The following is an 18,169-nucleotide window of genomic DNA, read 5'->3' on the forward strand; positions in this document are numbered from 1 at the left end:
GTTCGATACCGGAATGTGCCCGACGTCCGCCCCGATCAGGTAGGACTCGTACCAGCGCACCATCAGGCCGGTGAAGCCCATCAGCACGGCGACCCACGTGAGCTTCTGGCCGATCGCGGAGCCCGACTCCGAGCGCGCGAGCAAGCCGATCCAGTAGAAAATCGTCGCGAGCACGAACAGCGCGCTCATCCACAGGATCGCCGACTGGCTCGACAGGAAGTACTTGAGGAAGAACGCCGAATCGGCGCGCGCGAGTTCGCCCTGGTAGATCTGGATCGACAGCAGCGCCAGCACGGCGATCGACGCCATCATCAGCCGCGCGGGCTTCCAGCGCCAGCCGAGCGCGATGAGCGCCGGCACGGTGCCGATCATCACCGCCTTGTCGTAGTAATCCATGTGCCCGTTGTAGTGCACGAGCGCATAGCCCGCGCCCACCACGAGCGCCAGTGCGAACAGCCAGTCGAGCAGCGACAGGCGCGCGAGGAACGGACGGTCGTCGAACAGCGGCGCCGTCACCGGAGCCTGGGCCGACGCCCGATGGGAAGAGGAGACTTGCGTGAGATCCATGATGTTACCGGGTGGAATTCTCGGAATCGGAACCGCCGCCGGCAGGCGGACGGGCCGTCGATACCGCACCGGCCGGTGCGGCGTCGCGAGGTGCGGCGTGCAAGGCGGCACCGGCCGCGTCGCGCGTCTGCACGAACTCTTTCTCGAAATCGAAGGTCTTGCGGGCCGTGGACATTGCCATCACCACATCGACGCCCGAACCGGCGTCCTTCAACCAGAACCAGAGGCGCCGCTCGCGCACGTAGAACATCGAGAAGATGCCGGCGACCAGCAGCAGGCTGCCAAGATACACCAGATTCTTGCCGGGTGCGCGCGTCAACTGAAATACCGAAGCTTGCACCTGCTTGAATGAGTCAAGCTGCAAATAGACCGGCGATCCATACAAAAAGCTGTCGGATAGCGCGTTGATCGCGTTCTGCACGAAGCGGATCGTGTCGGTGCCCTGCTGCGCCGCCGGCTCGCCCGCACGCTCGCGCGCGATCTGCCAGACCTCCCACATCGAGCCTTCGAGCATGCGCAACAGCAGGCTCGCGGCCTTCTCCTGCTCGGCCTTCGGCACCGAGCGGTCGATGAACGTCGCCACGGCCTGGAAGCCGCCGATCGGCTGGCCATCGGCGCCACGGCCGACGCTGTCGTCGCCCGCCGCAAAAAGGGTCAGCACCTTCAGCGCGCTGTCCTGCAGGCGGCTGCGCAGCGATGCGTCCATGCCCGGCAGCGAACGCTGCGCGAAGCGCGCAGCGGCCTCGGCGCGCGCGGACGGATCCTCGAGCGCGGCACGCAGGTGCATCCATTCGCCGATCGAATCCTGGCTGTCGGCCGGAATCCGCATGTAGCGGAACGGGTCGTTCGGGCTCGCACGCACGCCGGCGAGGAACACGCGCTCGCCGTTCATGTCGACGGGCAGCATGTAGTTGTTGAATTCGCGCGCCTGGCCGTCCTTGCCGCGGATCTTGTACTGCACGGACGGGCCGATGTTGTGGAGCTGCGTCGGCTTCGACGTCTTCGCGCCGGAGCCCAGGCGTTCGTCGAACGCTTCTTTCAACGAGCTCGTCGTCGCGACGCCGCGCACGTCCGGCTTGCCGTTCGCGTCGGCCATGTTCTCGACGTTGATCGCACGGAAATCGGAGAACTCGATCGTGTCGCCGTCGTTGCCCGGCATCTGCAGCGGCGCCGAACTGCCGATCGTCCCCTTCACGGGGAAGGTTTTCGCGTTGCCGCCGGTCATCGGGTAGGCCGTCATCTGCATCTGCGAGCCGCCGTCCTGGAAGCTCGACTGGTAGATCGACACGCCCTTGTACGTGAACGGCTTGTTGACCTCGACGCGCGCCGGGATCTTCTGGCCGGTCTCGCGATCGATCACGACGATGTCGCTCGCGAACAGCTTCGGCATGCCCGTCGTGTAGTAGTCGACGATGAATTTGTTGAGCTGGATCGAGAACGGCAGGTCCTGGATCAGCGAGCCGCTCGGCTGGTTCAGGATCGCGGTCGACACGAACTGCCCCTCGGGCACCCACGCGTAGCCGCGGAACGTCGGGTTCGACGCGGACAGGCGATGGTCGGGTGAGATCTCGCTGATCGTCGCGCTCGTGTTGACCGGGCTCTTGCCGAACATCCACATCTGGAATTTGATCGGCAGGTTGCTGTCGAGCAGGCCGCCGATACAGATCACGACGATCGCGAGGTGCGCGGAGATGTAGCCCCACTTGGTCATTGCACCGCGCTTCGCGGAGATCAGCGTCGCGCCGTCGTTCTCACGCACGATGTGCTTGTAGCCGGCCTTGGTGACGAACGTCGCGAGCGTCGCCGTGACCGTCGCGCGCGTGCCGGACGTCGTGTATTCGGCCTTGTGGTGGAACGCCCGCAGGCTGCCTTCGCGAACCTTGTCCTTCCAGCTCTTCGCATCGGCGAGCATCTTCGGCGCGTTGCGGATCACGCACAGCGAGATCGACACGACGAGGAAGATCAGGATCAGCATGAACCACCACGCGCTGTACACGTTGTACAGGCCGAGCGAGCGGAAGATGTCCGCCCAGAACGGCCCGAACTGGTTCACATAATTCGGATACGGATCGTCCTGGGTAAGGACCGTGCCGATGATGCTCGCAATCGACAGCACCACCAGCAGCGCAATCGCGAAGCGCATCGAGCTCAGCAACTCGACCGCACGCTTCGGTGCACCCTGACCCGACTTCGACTGCAACCCCGACGTGGTAACGCTCATTCAAACTCCGACTCAGGGGAAACAGCCCCCAACGCTCACTTTGATTATTGCCCCCGAAGGGGCGGCCAGCACGCTCGTGACGGCCGGCGCGCTGACAAAAAAGAAGGGCGAGGCAACCGCAACGATGCGGCGCCCCACCCTTTTCTTGTTCTGACTCCGGCCGCCCTTCGGGCGCCCGGTCATTCCGTTCGCGGCTGACCGCTCAACGCAGGCCCGCGATGTAATCCGCGACGGCCTTGATCTCGTTGTCCGACAGCCTCGTGGCGATCTGATGCATCGCCTCGTTGTTGTTGCGCGCGCCGGCACCCTGCTGGAACGCGGTCAACTGCGCGACCGTGTAATCGGCCCATTGCCCCGACAGACGCGGGTACTGAACCGGGATCCCTTGCCCTGTCGGCCCGTGGCAGCTCGCGCAGGCGGGTACGCCCTTTTCCGCGATGCCGCCGCGATAGATCTTCTGGCCGATCGGCACGGTTGCCGCATCGCGTGCGGTGCCGAGCTTCGTCGTCTGCGACCCGTAGTACGCTGCGACGTTGCGCATGTCGTCCGCGCTCAGCGCACTCGCGAATCCGACCATCACCGCGTTGGTACGCACCGGCCCCTTCGCGCCCGGCTGCGTCTTGAAGTCGTTCAACTGCTTGACCAGATATTCGGGATGCTGGCCGGCGAGCTTCGGGAAACTGCCCGACGCGCTATTGCCGTCGGCGCCGTGACACGACGCGCAGACTTGCCCGGCAATCGCCTTGCCACGGTCGAGATCCGGCTTTGCCGCATCCGCCGCGTTTGCCTCCGCTACCAAACCTACGAACCCTGCTGCAACCTGAAGCACCATCAGAGACTTGCACAGTCGATTCATTCGCACACCCTGTTTCGTCTTGTGGGAATTTGAGGTTCTGCAAAAAACGACGGCGTTCAGTCTACCGCAGAAGCTACATAAAAGCGCGAGGCAGGCGCCCGGTAGCCTTCGGTAAAACCGCCGTATTGTACAATATCGTGTTGAAAGCTCCGGCGCCTATCGGGGCTACCCCGCCTCCACCAAGCGGCTCGCGCCGCCCGTCCTTCCGGTTCCCATGGCCTTTCTGCTCCATCAAGCCCGCTTCTACACGACCGTCAACCATCTGCGCGACCTGCCGCCGACGGTCCAGCCGGAAATCGCGTTCGCGGGCCGCTCGAATGCCGGCAAGTCGACGGCGATCAACGTGCTGTGCAACCAGAAGCGGCTCGCCTTCGCGTCGAAGACGCCCGGCCGCACGCAGCATATCAACTACTTCTCCGTCGGCCCGGCCGCCGAACCCGTCGCAAACCTCGTCGACCTGCCCGGCTACGGCTACGCGGAAGTGCCCGGCGCCGCCAAGGCGCATTGGGAAATGCTGCTGTCGTCCTACCTCGCGACCCGCTCGCAGCTCTGCGGCCTGATCCTGATGATGGATTCGCGCCGTCCGCTGACCGATCTCGACCGCCGCATGATCGAGTGGTTCGTGCCGACCGGCAAGCCGATCCACACGCTGCTGACGAAGTGCGACAAATTGACGCGGCAGGAAAGCATCAACGCGCTGCGGACCACGCAAAAGGGGCTCGATGCGTATCGTGACCAGGGCGTTCAGGGCAAGCTGACGGTCCAGCTGTTCTCGGCGATGAAGCGCATTGGGCTCGACGAGGCGCACGAATTGATCGAAAGCTGGGTGCGGCCGTCCGTCGCCGACGAAAAAAGCGAGCCTGTAGCACAATGATCGGGCAACGCGCGGCCGGGATCGGCGGCGCGCACCTGACGGCGCCTGCGGTTTCGGCCGGCTCATAAAAAAACCCGCCGTTGAACGGCGGGTCAAACAGCCTAATCGAAAAACGACAGGCACCCGCTCAGGGAGGAGAAGCGGGGAGCTGCACGCGACGCGTGCCGCTCGATCGCTATCATATACCAACGCTCCCGAAAATGACCTAAGGGTTCCGTAAGGTCTTACTGCCCTGATTTCTACCCAATCGCCATGAGCTTCCATCCGCTTCATCGTCCGCGCCGGATGCGCCGCGACGACTTCTCCCGGCGCCTGATGCGCGAAAACCGCCTGACCACCGACGACCTGATCTATCCGGTGTTCGTCGTCGAAGGCACCAACGAACGGCAGCCGGTGCCGTCGATGCCCGGCGTCGAACGCGTGTCCGTCGATCTGCTGATGCAGGTCGCCGAGCAGTGCGTCGAACTCGGCGTGCCCGTGCTGTCGCTGTTCCCGGCCATCGAGCCGTCGGTGAAAACGCCTGACGGCCGCGAGGCAGCCAATCCGGAAGGCCTGATCCCGCGCGCGGTGCGCGAGCTGAAGAAGCGCTTCCCCGAACTCGGCGTGCTGACCGACGTCGCACTCGATCCGTACACGAGCCACGGCCAGGACGGCGTGCTCGACGAAAACGGCTACGTGATCAACGACGACACGATCGAGATCCTGATTGATCAGGCGCGCGCGCAGGCGGAAGCCGGCGTCGACATCGTCGCCCCGTCGGACATGATGGACGGCCGCATCGGCGCGATCCGCGAAATGCTGGAAAGCGACGGTCATATCCACACGCGGATCATGGCCTATTCGGCCAAGTTCGCGTCGGCGTTCTACGGCCCGTTCCGCGACGCGGTCGGCTCGGCGTCCAATCTGGGCAAGGGCAACAAGATGACCTACCAGATGGATCCGGCGAACAGCGACGAAGCGCTGCGCGAAGTGCGCCTGGACATCGACGAAGGCGCCGACATGGTGATGGTCAAGCCCGGCATGCCGTACCTCGACATCGTGCGCCGCGTGAAGGACGAGTTCCGCTTCCCGACCTACGTGTACCAGGTGAGCGGTGAATACGCGATGCTGAAGGCCGCCGCGATGAACGGCTGGCTCGATCACGACAAGGTCGTGCTGGAATCGCTGCTCGCGTTCAAGCGTGCGGGCGCCGACGGCGTGCTCACGTACTTCGCGCTCGACGCCGCGCGTCTGCTGAAAGCACAGCGCTAAGCGCCTGCCGGCAGGTGGAAAGAAAAACGGCGGGACACTTCGGTGTCCCGCCGTTTTTTTGTTTGCTGTCGATCGCGGCCGTATGCCTCGATCGTCAATTCATGCCACGCAAGCGCCCCGGTTCGCCACGAGCGCGCCCGCGACGCGCATGGTCATACCGTCGGGACCGCAGCCCGGTCGAGGCTGCGCAGGAACGTCTCGGCCGCCTGATAGCCGACCACGCGCCCGATCTCGTTGCCGCTTCGATCGAAGAAGATGATGCCCGGCGGGCCGAACAGGTTGAAGCGCTTCAGCAGCGCCTGGTCATCCGGGTTGTTCGCGGTGACGTCCGCGCGCACCAGGTGAAGCTGCGCGAGTCGCGCCTGCACGCGCGCGTCGGTGAACGTCAGATGCTCCATCTCCTTGCAGCTCACGCACCAGTCGGCGTAGAAGTCGAGCATCACGGGCTGGCCCGCCGTCTTCAGCAGCGTGTCGAGCTCGCCGCTCGAGCGCACCGATGCGAACGCGGGCCCGTCCTGAGCAGCGGCCGCGCCTGCTGCCGCCGTACCGCCCGACGCAACCGTGCGTGCCGCCAGCACCGCCAGCGGCTTGACCGGATCGGTCGAGCCCGCGGCCAGGCCGACGAGCAGCGTAGCCGCCCAGATCGCGAGCGCAGCGCCCACGCCACGGCCAAGGCGACGCCAGATCGACGTGGCGCCGGCATTCGGCGTGAACAGCCCGAGCGCCGCGGCCGCGATCAGCAGCCACAACGCAGCGAGCACCATCTTCAGGCCACCGGCCAGCACCGGCCACACGATCCACAGCGCGGCTGCGAGCAGCACGATGCCGAAGAACACCTTCACGCCGTCCATCCATGCGCCGGCGCGCGGCAGTACCGTCCCGGCCCCGACGCCGACGACCAGCAGCGGCACGCCCAGCCCCAGCCCCATCGCGAACAGTGCAGCGCCGCCGAGCAGTGCATTGCCCGTGTGCGCGATGAAGGCGAGTACCGCGAACAGCGGTGCCGTCATGCATGCGCCGACAACCAGTGCGGACAGCGCGCCCATCGCCGCGACCGCGACGAAATGACCGCCCTGGCGCGCGCTCGATGCCTCGGCCGCGCCGTTCTGCCAGCGTGCGGGCAGCGCGATGTCCTTGCCCGAGATCAGCGAGACGGCAAACGCGGTCAACAGCACGCCGAACGCGCCGAGCACCCACGGGTTCTGCAGCCACGCGCCGAGGCTCTGGCCCACCAGCGCCGCGGCGATGCCGAGCACCGTGTAGACCAGCGCCATGCCGACCACATAGGTCAGCGACAACGCGAAGCCGCGCGCATGCGTCGCGCGTGTGCCTTGTCCGATGATGATCGCCGACACGATCGGAATCATCGGATACGAACACGGCAGGAGGCTCAGCACGACGCCCGCGACGAAATACAGTCCGACGATCGTGAAGAAGCCATGCCCTTCGAGCAGCGACTGCGCGAAATCGGCGCTCGTGACCTTGTCGAACCAGCTGCCCGCGGCAACCGCATCGGCGGACGACGGCGACGACGAGGCGGCGCCCAGCGCGGCGCCATCGACCTTCACGACGTGCTCGGCCGGCGGATAGCAGATGCCCTCGTCCGCGCACCCCTGCGACGTCACCGCGAGCTCGAACGGACCTGACGCCTGCTTGACGGGCACATGCACGACGACTTCGTCACGGTAGGTCTCGACGTCCTTCTGGAACGTCTGGTCGAACTTCACGTGGCCGGCCGGGAATTGCGGATCGCCGAGCGTCGCCTGCCCGCTCTTCACCGCGAACGCGAACCGCTCGCGGTACAGGTAATAGCCGTTGGCGACCTTGAAGTGGACGTCCACCTGCCCCGGCGATTCGCTCGCACTGAACTTGAACGCAACCGACGGATCGAGGAAATCGTCGGCCGCGCGCGCGACCGACAGGCTGCCGAGCACGAGCATGAACGACAACAGGACTGCGAGGAATCGCAGCGCGCGCACGCGCACGGGAAGCGCCATACCGTTAAACATGAAATAGACGTTGAGTTTCGCTCGTCACCCACTGGCCGTACGCGGCCGATGCCGTCGTCTGCCACGAGACGATTTCGGGCGTCTCGTAAGGATGATGCGCGAGAATAAATCGCTCCAGTTCGAGCGCCCGCACAGGGCTCGTCTTGAACAGCAACTGGATCTCGTCGGCCGTTTCGACCTTGCCCTGCCAGTGGTAGCGCGACTTGATCGCGCCGAGCTCCGACACGCACGCGGCAAGCCGCCCATCGAGCGCACCGTCGGAAAGCGTCTTGGCGGTCTCGGCATCGGGCACCGTCGTCAGCATCAGCACCACTATCATCCGCGCCCTCCTGGCTGGTCTATCGGCTCCTGCCGACGCGAATTGCCCACCTGGAGCGCGCGCCGGCTGCCCCGTATCGTAGCGCAGCCCGCGCAACGCTGCCGGCACCGCCCTGCGACAATCGATCGCAGCCGGCGCCGGAAAAACAAAAAGGGCCAAGCAATTGCTCGGCCCCTTTCAGATACTGCTGCGTACCGGAAGCTTACTCAGCTTCTTGCACGTTTTCCGTTTCGTCGACTTCCGGACGATCGAGCAGCTCGACCAGTGCCATCGGCGCGTTGTCGCCCACGCGGAAGCCGAACTTCAGCACGCGCAGGTAGCCGCCCGGACGGTTCGCGAAACGCGGACCGAGCACGTCGAACAGCTTCGCCACCGAGTCACGATCGCGCAGGCGGTTGAACGCCAGGCGACGGTTTGCCAGCGACGGCTTCTTGCCGAGCGTGATCAGCGGCTCGACGACTTTACGGAGTTCCTTCGCCTTCGGCAGCGTCGTCTTGATGACTTCGTGCTCGATCAGCGAGTTGGACATGTTACGGAGCATAGCCAGACGGTGGCTGCTCGTGCGGTTCAGTTTCCGCAGACCATGACGATGGCGCATTTCAGTTTCCTTGATTCAAAGTTTTGATCCAGCTCTTCTATCGCACCTCGATGGGTGCACGGGCCGGTAACGAAAAAAAGCAAGATGCGGATTTTAAAGGAAAATCCGCATCTTTGCCAACTACAGCAACAACCAGGCTTACTTGTCGAGACCAGCCGGCGGCCAGTTTTCGAGCTTCATGCCCAGCGTGAGACCGCGCGAAGCGAGCACTTCCTTGATCTCGTTGAGCGACTTGCGACCGAGGTTCGGCGTCTTCAGCAGCTCGTTTTCCGTGCGCTGGATCAGGTCGCCGATGTAGTAGATGTTCTCGGCCTTCAGGCAGTTCGCCGAACGAACCGTCAGCTCGAGATCGTCCACCGGACGCAGCAGGATCGGGTCGATCTGCGGTGCACGCGACGGCGCTTCGGCTGCCGTTTCCGTGCCTTCCAGCGCCGCGAACACGGACAGTTGGTCGACCAGGATGCGGGCCGATTGACGGATCGCTTCTTCCGGCGTGATCACACCGCTCGTCTCGATGTTCATCACGAGCTTGTCGAGGTCGGTACGCTGCTCGACACGTGCGCTTTCGACAGCGTAGCTCACGCGGCGAACCGGCGAGAACGATGCGTCGAGGACGATGCGGCCGATGATCTTGGCCGTGTCTTCGCCGTAGCGACGAACGTTGCCGGGCACATAGCCGCGACCCTTTTCGATCTTGATCTGAACGTCGAGCTTGCCGCCCTTCGACAGATGCGCAATCACGTGATTCGGGTTGATGACTTCGCAGTCGTGAGCCAGCTCGATATCGCCGGCCGTGACCACGCCTTCACCTTCCTTGCGCAGCGTAACCGTCACTTCGTCACGGTTATGCAGCTTGAACACCACGCCCTTCAGGTTCAGCAGCAGGTTGACGACGTCTTCCTGCACGCCATCCAGCGTCGAGTACTCGTGCACCACGCCCGCGATCGTCACTTCGGTCGGCGCGTAGCCAACCATCGACGACAGCAGCACGCGGCGAAGCGCATTGCCCAAGGTGTGGCCGTAACCGCGTTCGAACGGTTCCATGACCACCCTCGCGTGGTTCTCGCCCAGCGATTCCACGGCGATGATCTTGGGTTTCAGCAAACTGGTTTGCATGGGCTTTCCTTTTCAATACCCTCGGCTCGTTACACCGATAAGGCTGACCGGTAACAACCAGAAAATAAACAGCCGAGGCCCCTCCTTGCGCAACGCAATCGGGGTACCTCGGCCGTCAATCGGATTAACGCGAATACAATTCGACGATCAGGCTTTCGTTGATGTCGCCTGCGATTTCAGCGCGTTCCGGCATTTGCTTGAACGTGCCTTCGAACTTCTTCGCATCGACTGCAACCCAGCTCGGCATGCCGCCTTGCTCGGCCAGCGACAGCGCTTCGACGATACGCGCCTGCTTCTTCGCCTTTTCGCGGATCGCGACGATGTCACCTGCCTTCACTTGCTGCGACGGGACGTTCGCAACGACGCCGTTCACGGTGATCGACTTGTGGCTCACCAGCTGACGCGCTTCAGCGCGGGTCGAGCCGAAGCCCATGCGATACACGACGTTGTCGAGACGCGACTCCAGCAGTTGCAGCAGGTTTTCACCCGTGTTGCCCTTGCGGCGGTCGGCTTCAGCGAAGTAGCGGCGGAACTGACGCTCCAGCACGCCGTAGATACGCTTGACCTTCTGCTTTTCGCGCAGCTGCGTACCGTAGTCGGACGTACGTGCGCCCGAGGTACGGCCGTGCTGACCCGGCTTGCTGTCGAGCTTGCACTTGTCGGCGAGCGAGCGGCGTGCGCTCTTCAGGAACAGGTCGGTGCCTTCACGGCGGGACAGCTTGGCCTTCGGGCCGATATAACGTGCCACTTTGCATTCCTCTATCAATCAGTCACGCAGATCTGAATCCGCGCTAGTTCGCGCCCTTTGGGGCGAACGGTGGGCTTAGTCAATCAAAAAAGCAACGCCCGTCGACGCTAAGCGGCGACAGGCAATGTGCTAGCACGAACGTGCCAGCACACCTTTAGATACGACGACGCTTCGGCGGACGGCAGCCGTTGTGCGGAATCGGGGTGACGTCCGAAATCGCGGTGATCTTGATGCCGAGGCCGTGCAGTGCGCGCACTGCCGACTCGCGACCCGGGCCCGGGCCCTTGATCCGCACTTCCAGATTCTTCACGCCGTATTCCATCGCGACGCGGCCAGCCGACTCGGCTGCGACCTGGGCAGCGAACGGCGTCGATTTGCGCGAGCCCTTGAAGCCCTGACCGCCCGACGTCGCCCATGCCAGTGCGTTGCCTTGGCGATCGGTGATCGTGATGATCGTGTTGTTGAACGACGCGTGAACGTGAACCACGCCTTCAGCGACGTTCTTCTTAACCTTCTTGCGAACGCGTTGCGCCGCGGTGTTCGAAGCCTTAGCCATTACGTTTTCCTGTAACTGTCAGTTCCGCTTACTTCTTCAGCGCTTGCGCTGCACGACGTGGACCCTTGCGAGTACGTGCGTTCGTACGCGTACGCTGACCGCGCATCGGCAGGCCCTTGCGATGACGAACACCACGGTAGCAACCGAGGTCCATCAGGCGCTTGATGTTCATCGTCACTTCACGGCGCAGATCGCCTTCGACGACAAACTTGCCCACTTCTTCACGCAGCTTTTCCAAGTCTGCGTCGGTCAAGTCCTTGACCTTCTTCGAAAAATCGACGCCAGCTGCCACGCAGATGCTGCGCGAACGGGTGCGGCCGACACCAAAGATTGCCGTCAGGCCGATCTCGGTGTGCTGGTGATTCGGGATGTTAACCCCTGCGATACGAGCCATTGTTTTTCCTCAAACAAAAAGCGCAAACAAACGCGCGGTCAGCCTTGGCGCTGCTTGTGGCGCGGATCCGAGCTGCAGATCACGCGAACGACGCCTTTGCGCTTGATGATCTTGCAATTGCGGCAAATGCGCTTAACCGATGCCATCACTTTCATGATAATACCCTTTTTTCAAATCACTTCGCCCGGAACACGATCCGCGCACGAGACAGATCGTAAGGCGTCAATTCAACCGTCACCTTGTCGCCCGGCAGGATGCGGATGTAGTGCATCCGCATCTTTCCGGAAATATGCCCCAACACGACATGGCCGTTTTCCAGCTTCACACGGAAGGTCGCATTCGGGAGGTTTTCGATCACCTCACCCTGCATCTGGATTACATCGTCTTTGGCCATAGTCCTTTCAACGCATCGGGATGTTGCCGCCCTTGAAGTTCGCCTTCTTGAGCAGTGACTCATACTGTTGCGACATAACGTACGACTGCACCTGCGCCATAAAGTCCATCGTGACGACGACAATGATCAGCAGCGACGTTCCACCAAAATAAAACGGCACGTTCCAGCGCAGCACCAGAAACTCTGGCAGCAGACACACGAAGACGATGTAGATCGCACCGGCCAGCGTCAGACGCGTGAGGATGCGGTCGATATATCGTGCGGTCTGATCGCCCGGGCGGATGCCCGGAACAAACGCGCCACTCTTCTTCAGGTTGTCTGCGGTTTCCCTGCTGTTGAACACCAGTGCGGTGTAGAAAAAGCAGAAAAACACGATCGCCAGCGTGTACAGCAGCACATAGACCGGCTGGCCCGGCTTCAGCGCTTCCGCAACGTTATGCAACGTATTGGAAATCCAGCTTCCCGTCGGCTGACCGGTACTGAACCAGCCGAGAATCGTTGCCGGGAACAGAATGATCGACGATGCGAAGATCGGCGGAATCACACCCGACATGTTCAGCTTCAGCGGCAGATGCGACGACTGCCCACCGTAGATCTTGTTGCCGACCTGGCGCTTCGCGTAGTTCACGAGGATCTTGCGCTGACCGCGTTCGATGAACACGACCAGGTAAGTCACCGCGGCAATCAGGACGACGATGATGATCGCCGAAATGATGCTCATCGAACCCGTACGCACCAGCTCGAACAACCCACCGACGGCATTCGGGAACCCTGCTGCGATCCCGCCGAAGATGATGATCGAGATACCGTTGCCCAGACCACGCTCGGTAATCTGCTCGCCGAGCCACATCAGGAACATCGTACCGGTAACCAGCGTCACGACCGTCGTCAGACGGAACAGCATGCCGGGGTCAGTAACGAGGCCCGGCTGGTTTTCCAGCGCAGCCGCGATACCGAACGCCTGGAAGGTCGCGAGCACCACGGTGAAATACCGCGTGTACTGCGTGATCTTCCGTTGCCCTGCCTGCCCTTCCTTCTTCAGCGCCTCGAGCTGCGGCGAGACAATCGCCAGCAACTGCATGATGATCGACGCCGAGATGTACGGCATGATCCCCAGCGCAAAGATCGTGAAGCGGGAAAGCGCGCCGCCCGAGAACATGTTGAACATGCCCAGGATGCCGCCCGCCTGGCTCTGGAACAGCTTCGCCAGTTGATCCGGATCGATGCCCGGCACGGGAATGTGCGCGCCGATGCGATAGACGATCAGCGCCAGGAGCAAGAACATTGCTCGCCGGCGCAGATCGCCGAATTTCGCCGTGCTTCGACCGGGTTTTGCAAGACTCGGGCTGTTAGCCAAGTACCTTCTCCGATGAATGCAAGTGACGACGCGCTACGCGTGTCACTCGGCGAACGAACCGCCAGCCGCTTCGATCGCAGCGCGCGCACCCTTGGTGGCACCGAGACCCTTCACGACGATCTTGCGCTTCAGTTCGCCCGTCGCGATGATCTTTGCGCTCTTCGTCAGCTCGCCGACCAGGCCGGCTTGCTTCAGTGCGAGCAGATCGATCTCATCGACCGGCAGCTTCTCGAGGTCGCTCAGGCGCACTTCACCGACGAATTCCTTCGTCAGCGACGTGAAGCCGCGCTTCGGCAGACGACGTTGCAGCGGCATCTGACCGCCTTCGAAACCGACTTTGTGGAAGCCGCCCGAACGCGATTTCTGACCCTTGTGACCACGGCCAGCCGTCTTGCCGAGGCCCGAACCGATGCCACGGCCGACGCGACGCTTGGCGTGCTTGGCGCCAGCTGCCGGCTTCAGGTTATTCAATTCCATATCAACTCCTTGATCCGTAGGGCCGCTTACGCGATGACCTTAACGAGGTACGAGACCTTGTTGATCATGCCGCGGACCGCCGGCGTGTCCTGAAGCTCGCTGACCGAGTTGAGTCGGCGCAGGCCCAGGCCACGCACGGTCGCGCGGTGCGATTCGCGGGTCCCGATCAGGCTCTTAACGAGCTGAACCTTGACAGTTTTTTCAGACATGGTGACCACCCGGGCTTAGCCCAAAATTTCTTCGACGGACTTGCCGCGCTTCGCCGCGATGTCTGCCGGGGTGGACTGCTTGCGCAGACCGTCCAGCGTGGCGCGAACGAGGTTGTACGGGTTCGTCGAACCGTGGCTCTTCGCCACGACGTTCTGAACGCCCATCACATCGAACACTGCGCGCATCGGGCCGCCGGCGATCACGCCCGTACCTGCCTTCGCCGGAGCGAGGAGGACAGCGGATGCGCCATGCTTGCCGTGCACTTCGTGTTGCAGCGTGCCGTTCTTGAGCGGCACCTTGAACATGTTGCGGCGAGCTTGTTCCATTGCCTTCTGGACAGCGACCGGCACTTCCTTCGCCTTGCCCTTGCCCATACCGATGCGGCCATCACCGTCGCCAACCACGGTCAGTGCGGCGAAGCCGAGAATACGGCCACCCTTCACGACCTTGGTCACGCGATTGACCGAAATCATCTTTTCGCGAAGGCCGTCGTCGCGCTCGTCAGCCTGAACTTTCGCTTGCATCTTTGCCATGACGAATTCCTTCCTTAGAACTTGAGCCCAGCTTCGCGAGCTGCCTCAGCCAGCGCCTTGACGCGGCCGTGGTAGCGGAAGCCCGAGCGGTCGAAGGCGACGGATTCGATGCCGGCAGCCTTTGCCTTTTCGGCAATACGCTTGCCGATCAGCGTCGCGGCATTGACGTTGCCGCCCTTGCCCGACTTGTCGGCCAGTTCTGCGCGCACTTCTGCTTCGAGCGTCGACGCGCTGGCGAGCACCTTGGTGCCGCACGGCGAGAACACTTGAGCGTAGATGTGCGTGTTCGTGCGATGCACGGCGAGACGCGCGACCTGCAGCTCAGCGATCTTGATACGCGTCTGGCGAGCGCGGCGCAGGCGAGATTGAGTCTTATCCATGATTGCGCACCCTTACTTCTTCTTCGTTTCTTTGAGGATCACAACCTCGTCGGAATAGCGCACGCCCTTGCCCTTGTAGGGTTCCGGCGGACGGTAACCGCGGACTTCCGCAGCCACTTGACCGACTTGTTGCTTGTTGATCCCCTTGATCACGATTTCGGTTTGCGTCGGGGTTTCTGCCTTGACGCCTTCCGGCATCTGGTGCACCACCGGGTGCGAGAAACCCAGCGACAGGTTCAGCTTGTCGCCTTGCGCTTGCGCACGATAACCGACGCCAACCAGCGTCAGCTTGCGCTCGAAACCCTTGGTCACGCCGTGCACGGCATTCGCGATAATCGCGCGCATCGTGCCCGACAGTGCATTTGCTTCGCGGCTTTCGTCCACCGGCGACAGGTTCAGCGTGCCGTCGTTGTTCGCCACGTTCACGAGCGGATTGATCGCTTGCGTGATGGTGCCCAGCGGGCCCTTGACGGTGATCGCACCGTCGGCCAGCTTGACTTCCGCGCCTTGCAGCGCGATCGGGCTCTTACCTACTCGAGACATGTTTCTCTCTCCTCGGCTTTAAGCGACGTAGCAGATGACTTCGCCGCCGACGCCGGTAGCGCGCGCCTTGCGGTCGGTCATCACGCCCTTGGGCGTCGACACGATTGCCACACCGAGGCCATTCATGACCTGCGGGATGTCGTTACGGCCGCGGTACACGCGCAGGCCAGGCTTCGACACGCGTTCGATGCGTTCGATGACCGGGCGGCCAGCGTAGTACTTCAGCGCGATATTCAGTTCGGACTTCGCACCTTCCGCCTTCACGGCGAAATCGTCGATATAGCCTTCGTCTTTCAGGACTTGCGCGATTGCAACCTTGACTTTCGACGAGGGCATCGACACCGATACCTTCTCGACCATCTGCCCGTTGCGGATGCGAGTCAGCATATCGGCGATAGGATCACTCATGCTCATTTACGTTTCTCCTATTACCAGCTCGCCTTGGTCAGGCCAGGAATCTCGCCACGGAATGCGATTTCACGAATCTTGTTACGCGCGAGGCCGAATTTACGGAACGTGCCACGCGGACGGCCCGTGATCGCGCAGCGGTTACGCTGGCGGGTCGGGTTTGCGTTGCGGGGCAGTTGCTGCAGCTCAAGGCGTGCTTCGTAGCGCTCTTCTTCCGACTTGCTTTGGTCTTCGACGATCGCCTTCAGCGCATCGCGCTTTGCTGCGAACTTCGCGACCAGGCGGGCGCGCTTCTTTTCACGTTCGATCAGTGCCAGTTTAGCCACGGTAACCTCAGTTTCTGAACGGGAACTTGAAGCTGGCGAGCAGAGCCTTTGCTTCGTCGTCGGTCTTCGCAGTCGTCGTGATGCTGATGTTCAGCCCACGCAGTGCGTCGATCTTGTCGTAGTCGATTTCGGGGAAAATGATCTGCTCTTTCACACCGATGTTGTAGTTGCCACGGCCATCGAAAGCACGACCCGACACGCCGCGGAAGTCACGCACGCGGGGCAGGGCAACCGTCACGAAACGGTCGAGGAATTCGTACATCGCTTGGCCACGCAGCGTCACCATCGCGCCGATCGGGTAGCCCTGGCGGATCTTGAAACCTGCGATTGCCTTGCGTGCCTTGGTCACGACCGGCTTCTGACCAGCGATCTTCGTGAGGTCGCCAACGGCGTTCTCGATGATCTTCTTGTCAGCGATCGCTTCGCCAAGACCCATGTTCAGCGTGATCTTGGTGATGCGCGGCACTTCCATGACCGACTTGTAACCGAACTTCTCGATCAGGCCGGGCACAACCTTTTCTTTGTAAAACTCTTGAAAACGAGCCATTTTTTACTCCGCTGCGTCAGGCGCTCAGTACAGCACCGGTCGTCTTCAGGAAGCGAACCTTCTTGCCTTCCTCGACCTTGATGCCAACACGCGACGCCTTGCCATTCGCGTCGACCAGTGCGACGTTCGAAATATGCAGGGGCATCGTCTTCGCTTCCACGCCGCCCGTCGTACCCTTCATCGGGTTCGGCTTCACATGCTTCTTGACGAGGTTGATACCTTCAACCGTCACATGCTCTGCACCGACAGCCAGCACGACGCCGCGCTTGCCCTTGTCCTTGCCAGTGACGACGATGACTTCGTCACCTTTGCGAATCTTGTTCATCGCGACTCCTTACAGCACTTCCGGCGCAAGCGAAACGATCTTCATGAATCGTTCGCTACGCAGCTCACGCGTGACCGGCCCGAAAATACGGGTGCCGATCGGCTCGAGCTTGTTATTCAAAAGCACAGCGGCGTTGCCGTCGAACTTGATCAGCGAGCCGTCTTGACGGCGCACGCCCTTGGCGGTGCGGACCACCACGGCGTTGTAAATTTCGCCTTTCTTCACGCGCCCGCGCGGCGTTGCCTCTTTGACGCTCACCTTGATGATGTCGCCAATGCCGGCATAACGACGCTTCGAGCCGCCGAGCACCTTGATGCACAGGACTTCACGTGCACCCGTGTTGTCGGCTACTTCGAGCCGAGATTCGGTCTGGATCATGGTTTGTCTTTCCCAACTTAATCCGGATGCACCACCATGATGCATTCGGTCAGTCTTGGTCCCGTCAGCCAATCGGCTGCTTGGGTTGGAACAGCAGCGACGGCAAACGAAACCCGCCATCGCAATTCGGTGAATCTTTCGGACAGGCAGGCGCCAGTCCGCTTCCCCCACCAACTTCGCCCGCGACGGGGCTCCCATAAAGAGGGAAGACCAGGATTATAACAAATAATCCTGGTCACGCAAGCAAATACTTTGCGATTTCAAGCACTTCGCGGAGAAGTGCCTGTTACTGCCTACTGCGCTGCCCGCTTAGATGACGCGAGCTGCTTCGACGAGGCGCGACACCGTCCAGGCCTTCGTCTTCGACACAGGACGAGTTTCCTGGATTTCGACGAGATCGCCTTCGTTGTAGGTGTTCGCTTCATCGTGCGCGTGGTACTTCTTCGAACGCACGACATACTTGCCGTAGATCGGGTGCTTGACGCGGTGCTCGATCAGCACGGTGACGGTCTTGTCCATCTTGTTGCTGACGACCCGACCGACCAGCGTCCGCTTCAGCGAGGTTTTCACGCTATCGTTCATTTCTGGTTCGCCTTCTGAGTCATGACGGTCCGCACACGTGCGATGTCGCGACGAACCTTCTTCAGCTGGCTCGTGTTCGTGAGCTGCTGGGTCGCGAGTTGCATGCGCAGGCCGAATTGCGCCTTCAGCAGGTCCGCCAGCTCCTTGTTGAGCGCGGCCTGGTCTTTCTGGAGAAGTTCGGAAGCCTTCATATTTTCTCC

At 62.1% G+C, this 18,169-nt stretch carries 26 protein-coding genes and 1 pseudogene; 2 read left to right on the plus strand and 25 right to left on the minus strand.

Annotated features, from left to right (window positions below):
• From LGM56_RS35570 to LGM56_RS35580, 3 genes and pseudogenes are all read right to left on the minus strand, one after another.
• Positions 1–567 (minus strand): annotated as a pseudogene (locus LGM56_RS35570) (c-type cytochrome biogenesis protein CcsB); the annotation flags it as partial.
• A 4-nt stretch (positions 568–571) separates the two neighbouring features.
• Positions 572–2,788 carry a cytochrome c biogenesis protein ResB gene (locus LGM56_RS35575; protein ID WP_089493947.1) on the minus strand — a complete coding sequence of 739 codons (2,217 nt, stop codon included), beginning with the start codon at positions 2,786–2,788 and terminating at the stop codon, positions 572–574.
• Between the two features lie 202 nt (positions 2,789–2,990).
• On the minus strand, positions 2,991–3,644 hold the full coding sequence (locus LGM56_RS35580) for a c-type cytochrome (protein WP_089493946.1): 654 nt from the start codon (positions 3,642–3,644) through the stop codon (positions 2,991–2,993).
• A gap of 214 nt (positions 3,645–3,858) precedes the next feature.
• On the opposite strand from LGM56_RS35580, the gene yihA reads away from it, so the two are divergent.
• Together yihA and hemB are read left to right on the plus strand one after the other, a co-directional pair.
• The gene (gene yihA / locus LGM56_RS35585) at positions 3,859–4,518 is read left to right on the plus strand and encodes a ribosome biogenesis GTP-binding protein YihA/YsxC (protein WP_089444802.1); all 660 of its coding nucleotides are present in this window, start codon (positions 3,859–3,861) and stop codon (positions 4,516–4,518) included.
• A 252-nt stretch (positions 4,519–4,770) separates the two neighbouring features.
• Positions 4,771–5,769: a porphobilinogen synthase gene (gene hemB, locus LGM56_RS35590; RefSeq protein WP_089424302.1), complete on the plus strand. Its 999-nt coding sequence runs from the start codon at positions 4,771–4,773 to the stop codon at positions 5,767–5,769.
• Between the two features lie 152 nt (positions 5,770–5,921).
• On the opposite strand, the gene dsbD is transcribed toward hemB, so the two are convergent.
• The 22 genes from dsbD to rpmC form a co-directional block, all read right to left on the minus strand.
• Positions 5,922–7,778 carry a protein-disulfide reductase DsbD gene (gene dsbD / locus LGM56_RS35595; protein WP_226208119.1) on the minus strand — a complete coding sequence of 619 codons (1,857 nt, stop codon included), beginning with the start codon at positions 7,776–7,778 and terminating at the stop codon, positions 5,922–5,924.
• A complete protein-coding gene (cutA, locus tag LGM56_RS35600) occupies positions 7,771–8,097 on the minus strand; it encodes a divalent-cation tolerance protein CutA (protein WP_226208120.1) in 327 nt (108 codons plus the stop codon). Before cutA ends, dsbD begins: the two co-directional genes overlap by 8 nt.
• Before the next feature lie 202 nt (positions 8,098–8,299).
• The gene (gene rplQ, locus LGM56_RS35605) at positions 8,300–8,695 is read right to left on the minus strand and encodes a 50S ribosomal protein L17 (RefSeq protein ID WP_006477175.1); all 396 of its coding nucleotides are present in this window, start codon (positions 8,693–8,695) and stop codon (positions 8,300–8,302) included.
• A 138-nt stretch (positions 8,696–8,833) separates the two neighbouring features.
• Positions 8,834–9,811, minus strand: a complete 978-nt coding sequence (locus tag LGM56_RS35610) for a DNA-directed RNA polymerase subunit alpha (RefSeq protein WP_006477176.1) — start codon at positions 9,809–9,811, stop codon at positions 8,834–8,836.
• A gap of 124 nt (positions 9,812–9,935) precedes the next feature.
• Positions 9,936–10,559, minus strand: a complete 624-nt coding sequence (gene rpsD / locus LGM56_RS35615; RefSeq protein WP_021161733.1) for a 30S ribosomal protein S4 — start codon at positions 10,557–10,559, stop codon at positions 9,936–9,938.
• Between the two features lie 154 nt (positions 10,560–10,713).
• Complete coding sequence (gene rpsK, locus LGM56_RS35620; protein ID WP_004197937.1) at positions 10,714–11,115, minus strand: 30S ribosomal protein S11; 402 nt, start codon at positions 11,113–11,115, stop codon at positions 10,714–10,716.
• A gap of 28 nt (positions 11,116–11,143) precedes the next feature.
• On the minus strand, positions 11,144–11,509 hold the full coding sequence (gene rpsM / locus LGM56_RS35625; protein WP_006477178.1) for a 30S ribosomal protein S13: 366 nt from the start codon (positions 11,507–11,509) through the stop codon (positions 11,144–11,146).
• A 38-nt stretch (positions 11,510–11,547) separates the two neighbouring features.
• A complete protein-coding gene (gene rpmJ / locus LGM56_RS35630) occupies positions 11,548–11,664 on the minus strand; it encodes a 50S ribosomal protein L36 (protein WP_004199844.1) in 117 nt (38 codons plus the stop codon).
• Positions 11,665–11,684: 20 nt separating this feature from the next.
• Positions 11,685–11,903 carry a translation initiation factor IF-1 gene (infA, locus tag LGM56_RS35635; RefSeq protein WP_004521905.1) on the minus strand — a complete coding sequence of 73 codons (219 nt, stop codon included), beginning with the start codon at positions 11,901–11,903 and terminating at the stop codon, positions 11,685–11,687.
• Positions 11,904–11,910: 7 nt separating this feature from the next.
• Positions 11,911–13,260, minus strand: a complete 1,350-nt coding sequence (gene secY, locus LGM56_RS35640) for a preprotein translocase subunit SecY (RefSeq protein WP_006482915.1) — start codon at positions 13,258–13,260, stop codon at positions 11,911–11,913.
• Between the two features lie 42 nt (positions 13,261–13,302).
• Positions 13,303–13,737 (minus strand): 50S ribosomal protein L15, encoded by a 435-nt coding sequence (gene rplO, locus LGM56_RS35645; RefSeq protein ID WP_006477180.1) that lies wholly within the window; start codon positions 13,735–13,737, stop codon positions 13,303–13,305.
• A gap of 26 nt (positions 13,738–13,763) precedes the next feature.
• Positions 13,764–13,946, minus strand: a complete 183-nt coding sequence (gene rpmD, locus LGM56_RS35650) for a 50S ribosomal protein L30 (RefSeq protein ID WP_006400644.1) — start codon at positions 13,944–13,946, stop codon at positions 13,764–13,766.
• A 15-nt stretch (positions 13,947–13,961) separates the two neighbouring features.
• Entirely contained in the window at positions 13,962–14,480 is a 519-nt protein-coding gene (rpsE, locus tag LGM56_RS35655) for a 30S ribosomal protein S5 (protein WP_006482895.1), read from the minus strand.
• Positions 14,481–14,494: 14 nt separating this feature from the next.
• A complete protein-coding gene (gene rplR / locus LGM56_RS35660) occupies positions 14,495–14,860 on the minus strand; it encodes a 50S ribosomal protein L18 (protein ID WP_006477183.1) in 366 nt (121 codons plus the stop codon).
• Between the two features lie 12 nt (positions 14,861–14,872).
• Positions 14,873–15,403 (minus strand): 50S ribosomal protein L6, encoded by a 531-nt coding sequence (rplF, locus tag LGM56_RS35665; protein WP_006758786.1) that lies wholly within the window; start codon positions 15,401–15,403, stop codon positions 14,873–14,875.
• 18 nt (positions 15,404–15,421) lie between these two features.
• Positions 15,422–15,817: a 30S ribosomal protein S8 gene (gene rpsH / locus LGM56_RS35670; RefSeq protein ID WP_011350677.1), complete on the minus strand. Its 396-nt coding sequence runs from the start codon at positions 15,815–15,817 to the stop codon at positions 15,422–15,424.
• A gap of 14 nt (positions 15,818–15,831) precedes the next feature.
• Positions 15,832–16,137 carry a 30S ribosomal protein S14 gene (rpsN, locus tag LGM56_RS35675; protein ID WP_011350676.1) on the minus strand — a complete coding sequence of 102 codons (306 nt, stop codon included), beginning with the start codon at positions 16,135–16,137 and terminating at the stop codon, positions 15,832–15,834.
• 7 nt (positions 16,138–16,144) lie between these two features.
• Entirely contained in the window at positions 16,145–16,684 is a 540-nt protein-coding gene (rplE, locus tag LGM56_RS35680; RefSeq protein ID WP_006477186.1) for a 50S ribosomal protein L5, read from the minus strand.
• 16 nt (positions 16,685–16,700) lie between these two features.
• Positions 16,701–17,009, minus strand: a complete 309-nt coding sequence (gene rplX, locus LGM56_RS35685) for a 50S ribosomal protein L24 (RefSeq protein WP_006477187.1) — start codon at positions 17,007–17,009, stop codon at positions 16,701–16,703.
• 9 nt (positions 17,010–17,018) lie between these two features.
• Positions 17,019–17,387, minus strand: a complete 369-nt coding sequence (gene rplN, locus LGM56_RS35690; RefSeq protein ID WP_006482918.1) for a 50S ribosomal protein L14 — start codon at positions 17,385–17,387, stop codon at positions 17,019–17,021.
• A gap of 309 nt (positions 17,388–17,696) precedes the next feature.
• On the minus strand, positions 17,697–17,969 hold the full coding sequence (rpsQ, locus tag LGM56_RS35695; RefSeq protein WP_006477189.1) for a 30S ribosomal protein S17: 273 nt from the start codon (positions 17,967–17,969) through the stop codon (positions 17,697–17,699).
• Positions 17,966–18,160, minus strand: coding sequence for a 50S ribosomal protein L29 (rpmC, locus tag LGM56_RS35700; RefSeq protein WP_006400652.1), 195 nt, complete (start codon positions 18,158–18,160; stop codon positions 17,966–17,968). The genes rpsQ and rpmC overlap by 4 nt, the downstream gene beginning before the upstream one ends.
• Positions 18,161–18,169: the final 9 nt, after the last annotated feature.

The organism is Burkholderia sp. AU38729 (assembly GCF_020419725.1).
In the GTDB taxonomy this organism is placed as follows: Bacteria; Pseudomonadota; Gammaproteobacteria; order Burkholderiales; family Burkholderiaceae; genus Burkholderia.

Excerpts from the sequence above, each read along its gene's own strand:
- LGM56_RS35575 (WP_089493947.1), bottom strand. The coding sequence starts at position 2,788 with ATGAGCGTTACCACGTCGGGGTTGCAGTCGAAGTCGGGTCAGGGTGCA.
- LGM56_RS35580 (WP_089493946.1), bottom strand. The coding sequence starts at position 3,644 with ATGAATCGACTGTGCAAGTCTCTGATGGTGCTTCAGGTTGCAGCAGGG.
- yihA (WP_089444802.1), top strand. The coding sequence starts at position 3,859 with ATGGCCTTTCTGCTCCATCAAGCCCGCTTCTACACGACCGTCAACCAT.
- hemB (WP_089424302.1), top strand. The coding sequence starts at position 4,771 with ATGAGCTTCCATCCGCTTCATCGTCCGCGCCGGATGCGCCGCGACGAC.
- dsbD (WP_226208119.1), bottom strand. The coding sequence starts at position 7,778 with ATGTTTAACGGTATGGCGCTTCCCGTGCGCGTGCGCGCGCTGCGATTC.
- cutA (WP_226208120.1), bottom strand. The coding sequence starts at position 8,097 with ATGATAGTGGTGCTGATGCTGACGACGGTGCCCGATGCCGAGACCGCC.
- rplQ (WP_006477175.1), bottom strand. The coding sequence starts at position 8,695 with ATGCGCCATCGTCATGGTCTGCGGAAACTGAACCGCACGAGCAGCCAC.
- LGM56_RS35610 (WP_006477176.1), bottom strand. The coding sequence starts at position 9,811 with ATGCAAACCAGTTTGCTGAAACCCAAGATCATCGCCGTGGAATCGCTG.
- rpsK (WP_004197937.1), bottom strand. The coding sequence starts at position 11,115 with ATGGCTAAGGCTTCGAACACCGCGGCGCAACGCGTTCGCAAGAAGGTT.
- rpsM (WP_006477178.1), bottom strand. The coding sequence starts at position 11,509 with ATGGCTCGTATCGCAGGGGTTAACATCCCGAATCACCAGCACACCGAG.
- rpmJ (WP_004199844.1), bottom strand. The coding sequence starts at position 11,664 with ATGAAAGTGATGGCATCGGTTAAGCGCATTTGCCGCAATTGCAAGATC.
- infA (WP_004521905.1), bottom strand. The coding sequence starts at position 11,903 with ATGGCCAAAGACGATGTAATCCAGATGCAGGGTGAGGTGATCGAAAAC.
- rplO (WP_006477180.1), bottom strand. The coding sequence starts at position 13,737 with ATGGAATTGAATAACCTGAAGCCGGCAGCTGGCGCCAAGCACGCCAAG.
- rpmD (WP_006400644.1), bottom strand. The coding sequence starts at position 13,946 with ATGTCTGAAAAAACTGTCAAGGTTCAGCTCGTTAAGAGCCTGATCGGG.
- rpsE (WP_006482895.1), bottom strand. The coding sequence starts at position 14,480 with ATGGCAAAGATGCAAGCGAAAGTTCAGGCTGACGAGCGCGACGACGGC.
- rplR (WP_006477183.1), bottom strand. The coding sequence starts at position 14,860 with ATGGATAAGACTCAATCTCGCCTGCGCCGCGCTCGCCAGACGCGTATC.
- rplF (WP_006758786.1), bottom strand. The coding sequence starts at position 15,403 with ATGTCTCGAGTAGGTAAGAGCCCGATCGCGCTGCAAGGCGCGGAAGTC.
- rpsH (WP_011350677.1), bottom strand. The coding sequence starts at position 15,817 with ATGAGCATGAGTGATCCTATCGCCGATATGCTGACTCGCATCCGCAAC.
- rplE (WP_006477186.1), bottom strand. The coding sequence starts at position 16,684 with ATGGCTCGTTTTCAAGAGTTTTACAAAGAAAAGGTTGTGCCCGGCCTG.
- rplX (WP_006477187.1), bottom strand. The coding sequence starts at position 17,009 with ATGAACAAGATTCGCAAAGGTGACGAAGTCATCGTCGTCACTGGCAAG.
- rplN (WP_006482918.1), bottom strand. The coding sequence starts at position 17,387 with ATGATCCAGACCGAATCTCGGCTCGAAGTAGCCGACAACACGGGTGCA.
- rpsQ (WP_006477189.1), bottom strand. The coding sequence starts at position 17,969 with ATGAACGATAGCGTGAAAACCTCGCTGAAGCGGACGCTGGTCGGTCGG.
- rpmC (WP_006400652.1), bottom strand. The coding sequence starts at position 18,160 with ATGAAGGCTTCCGAACTTCTCCAGAAAGACCAGGCCGCGCTCAACAAG.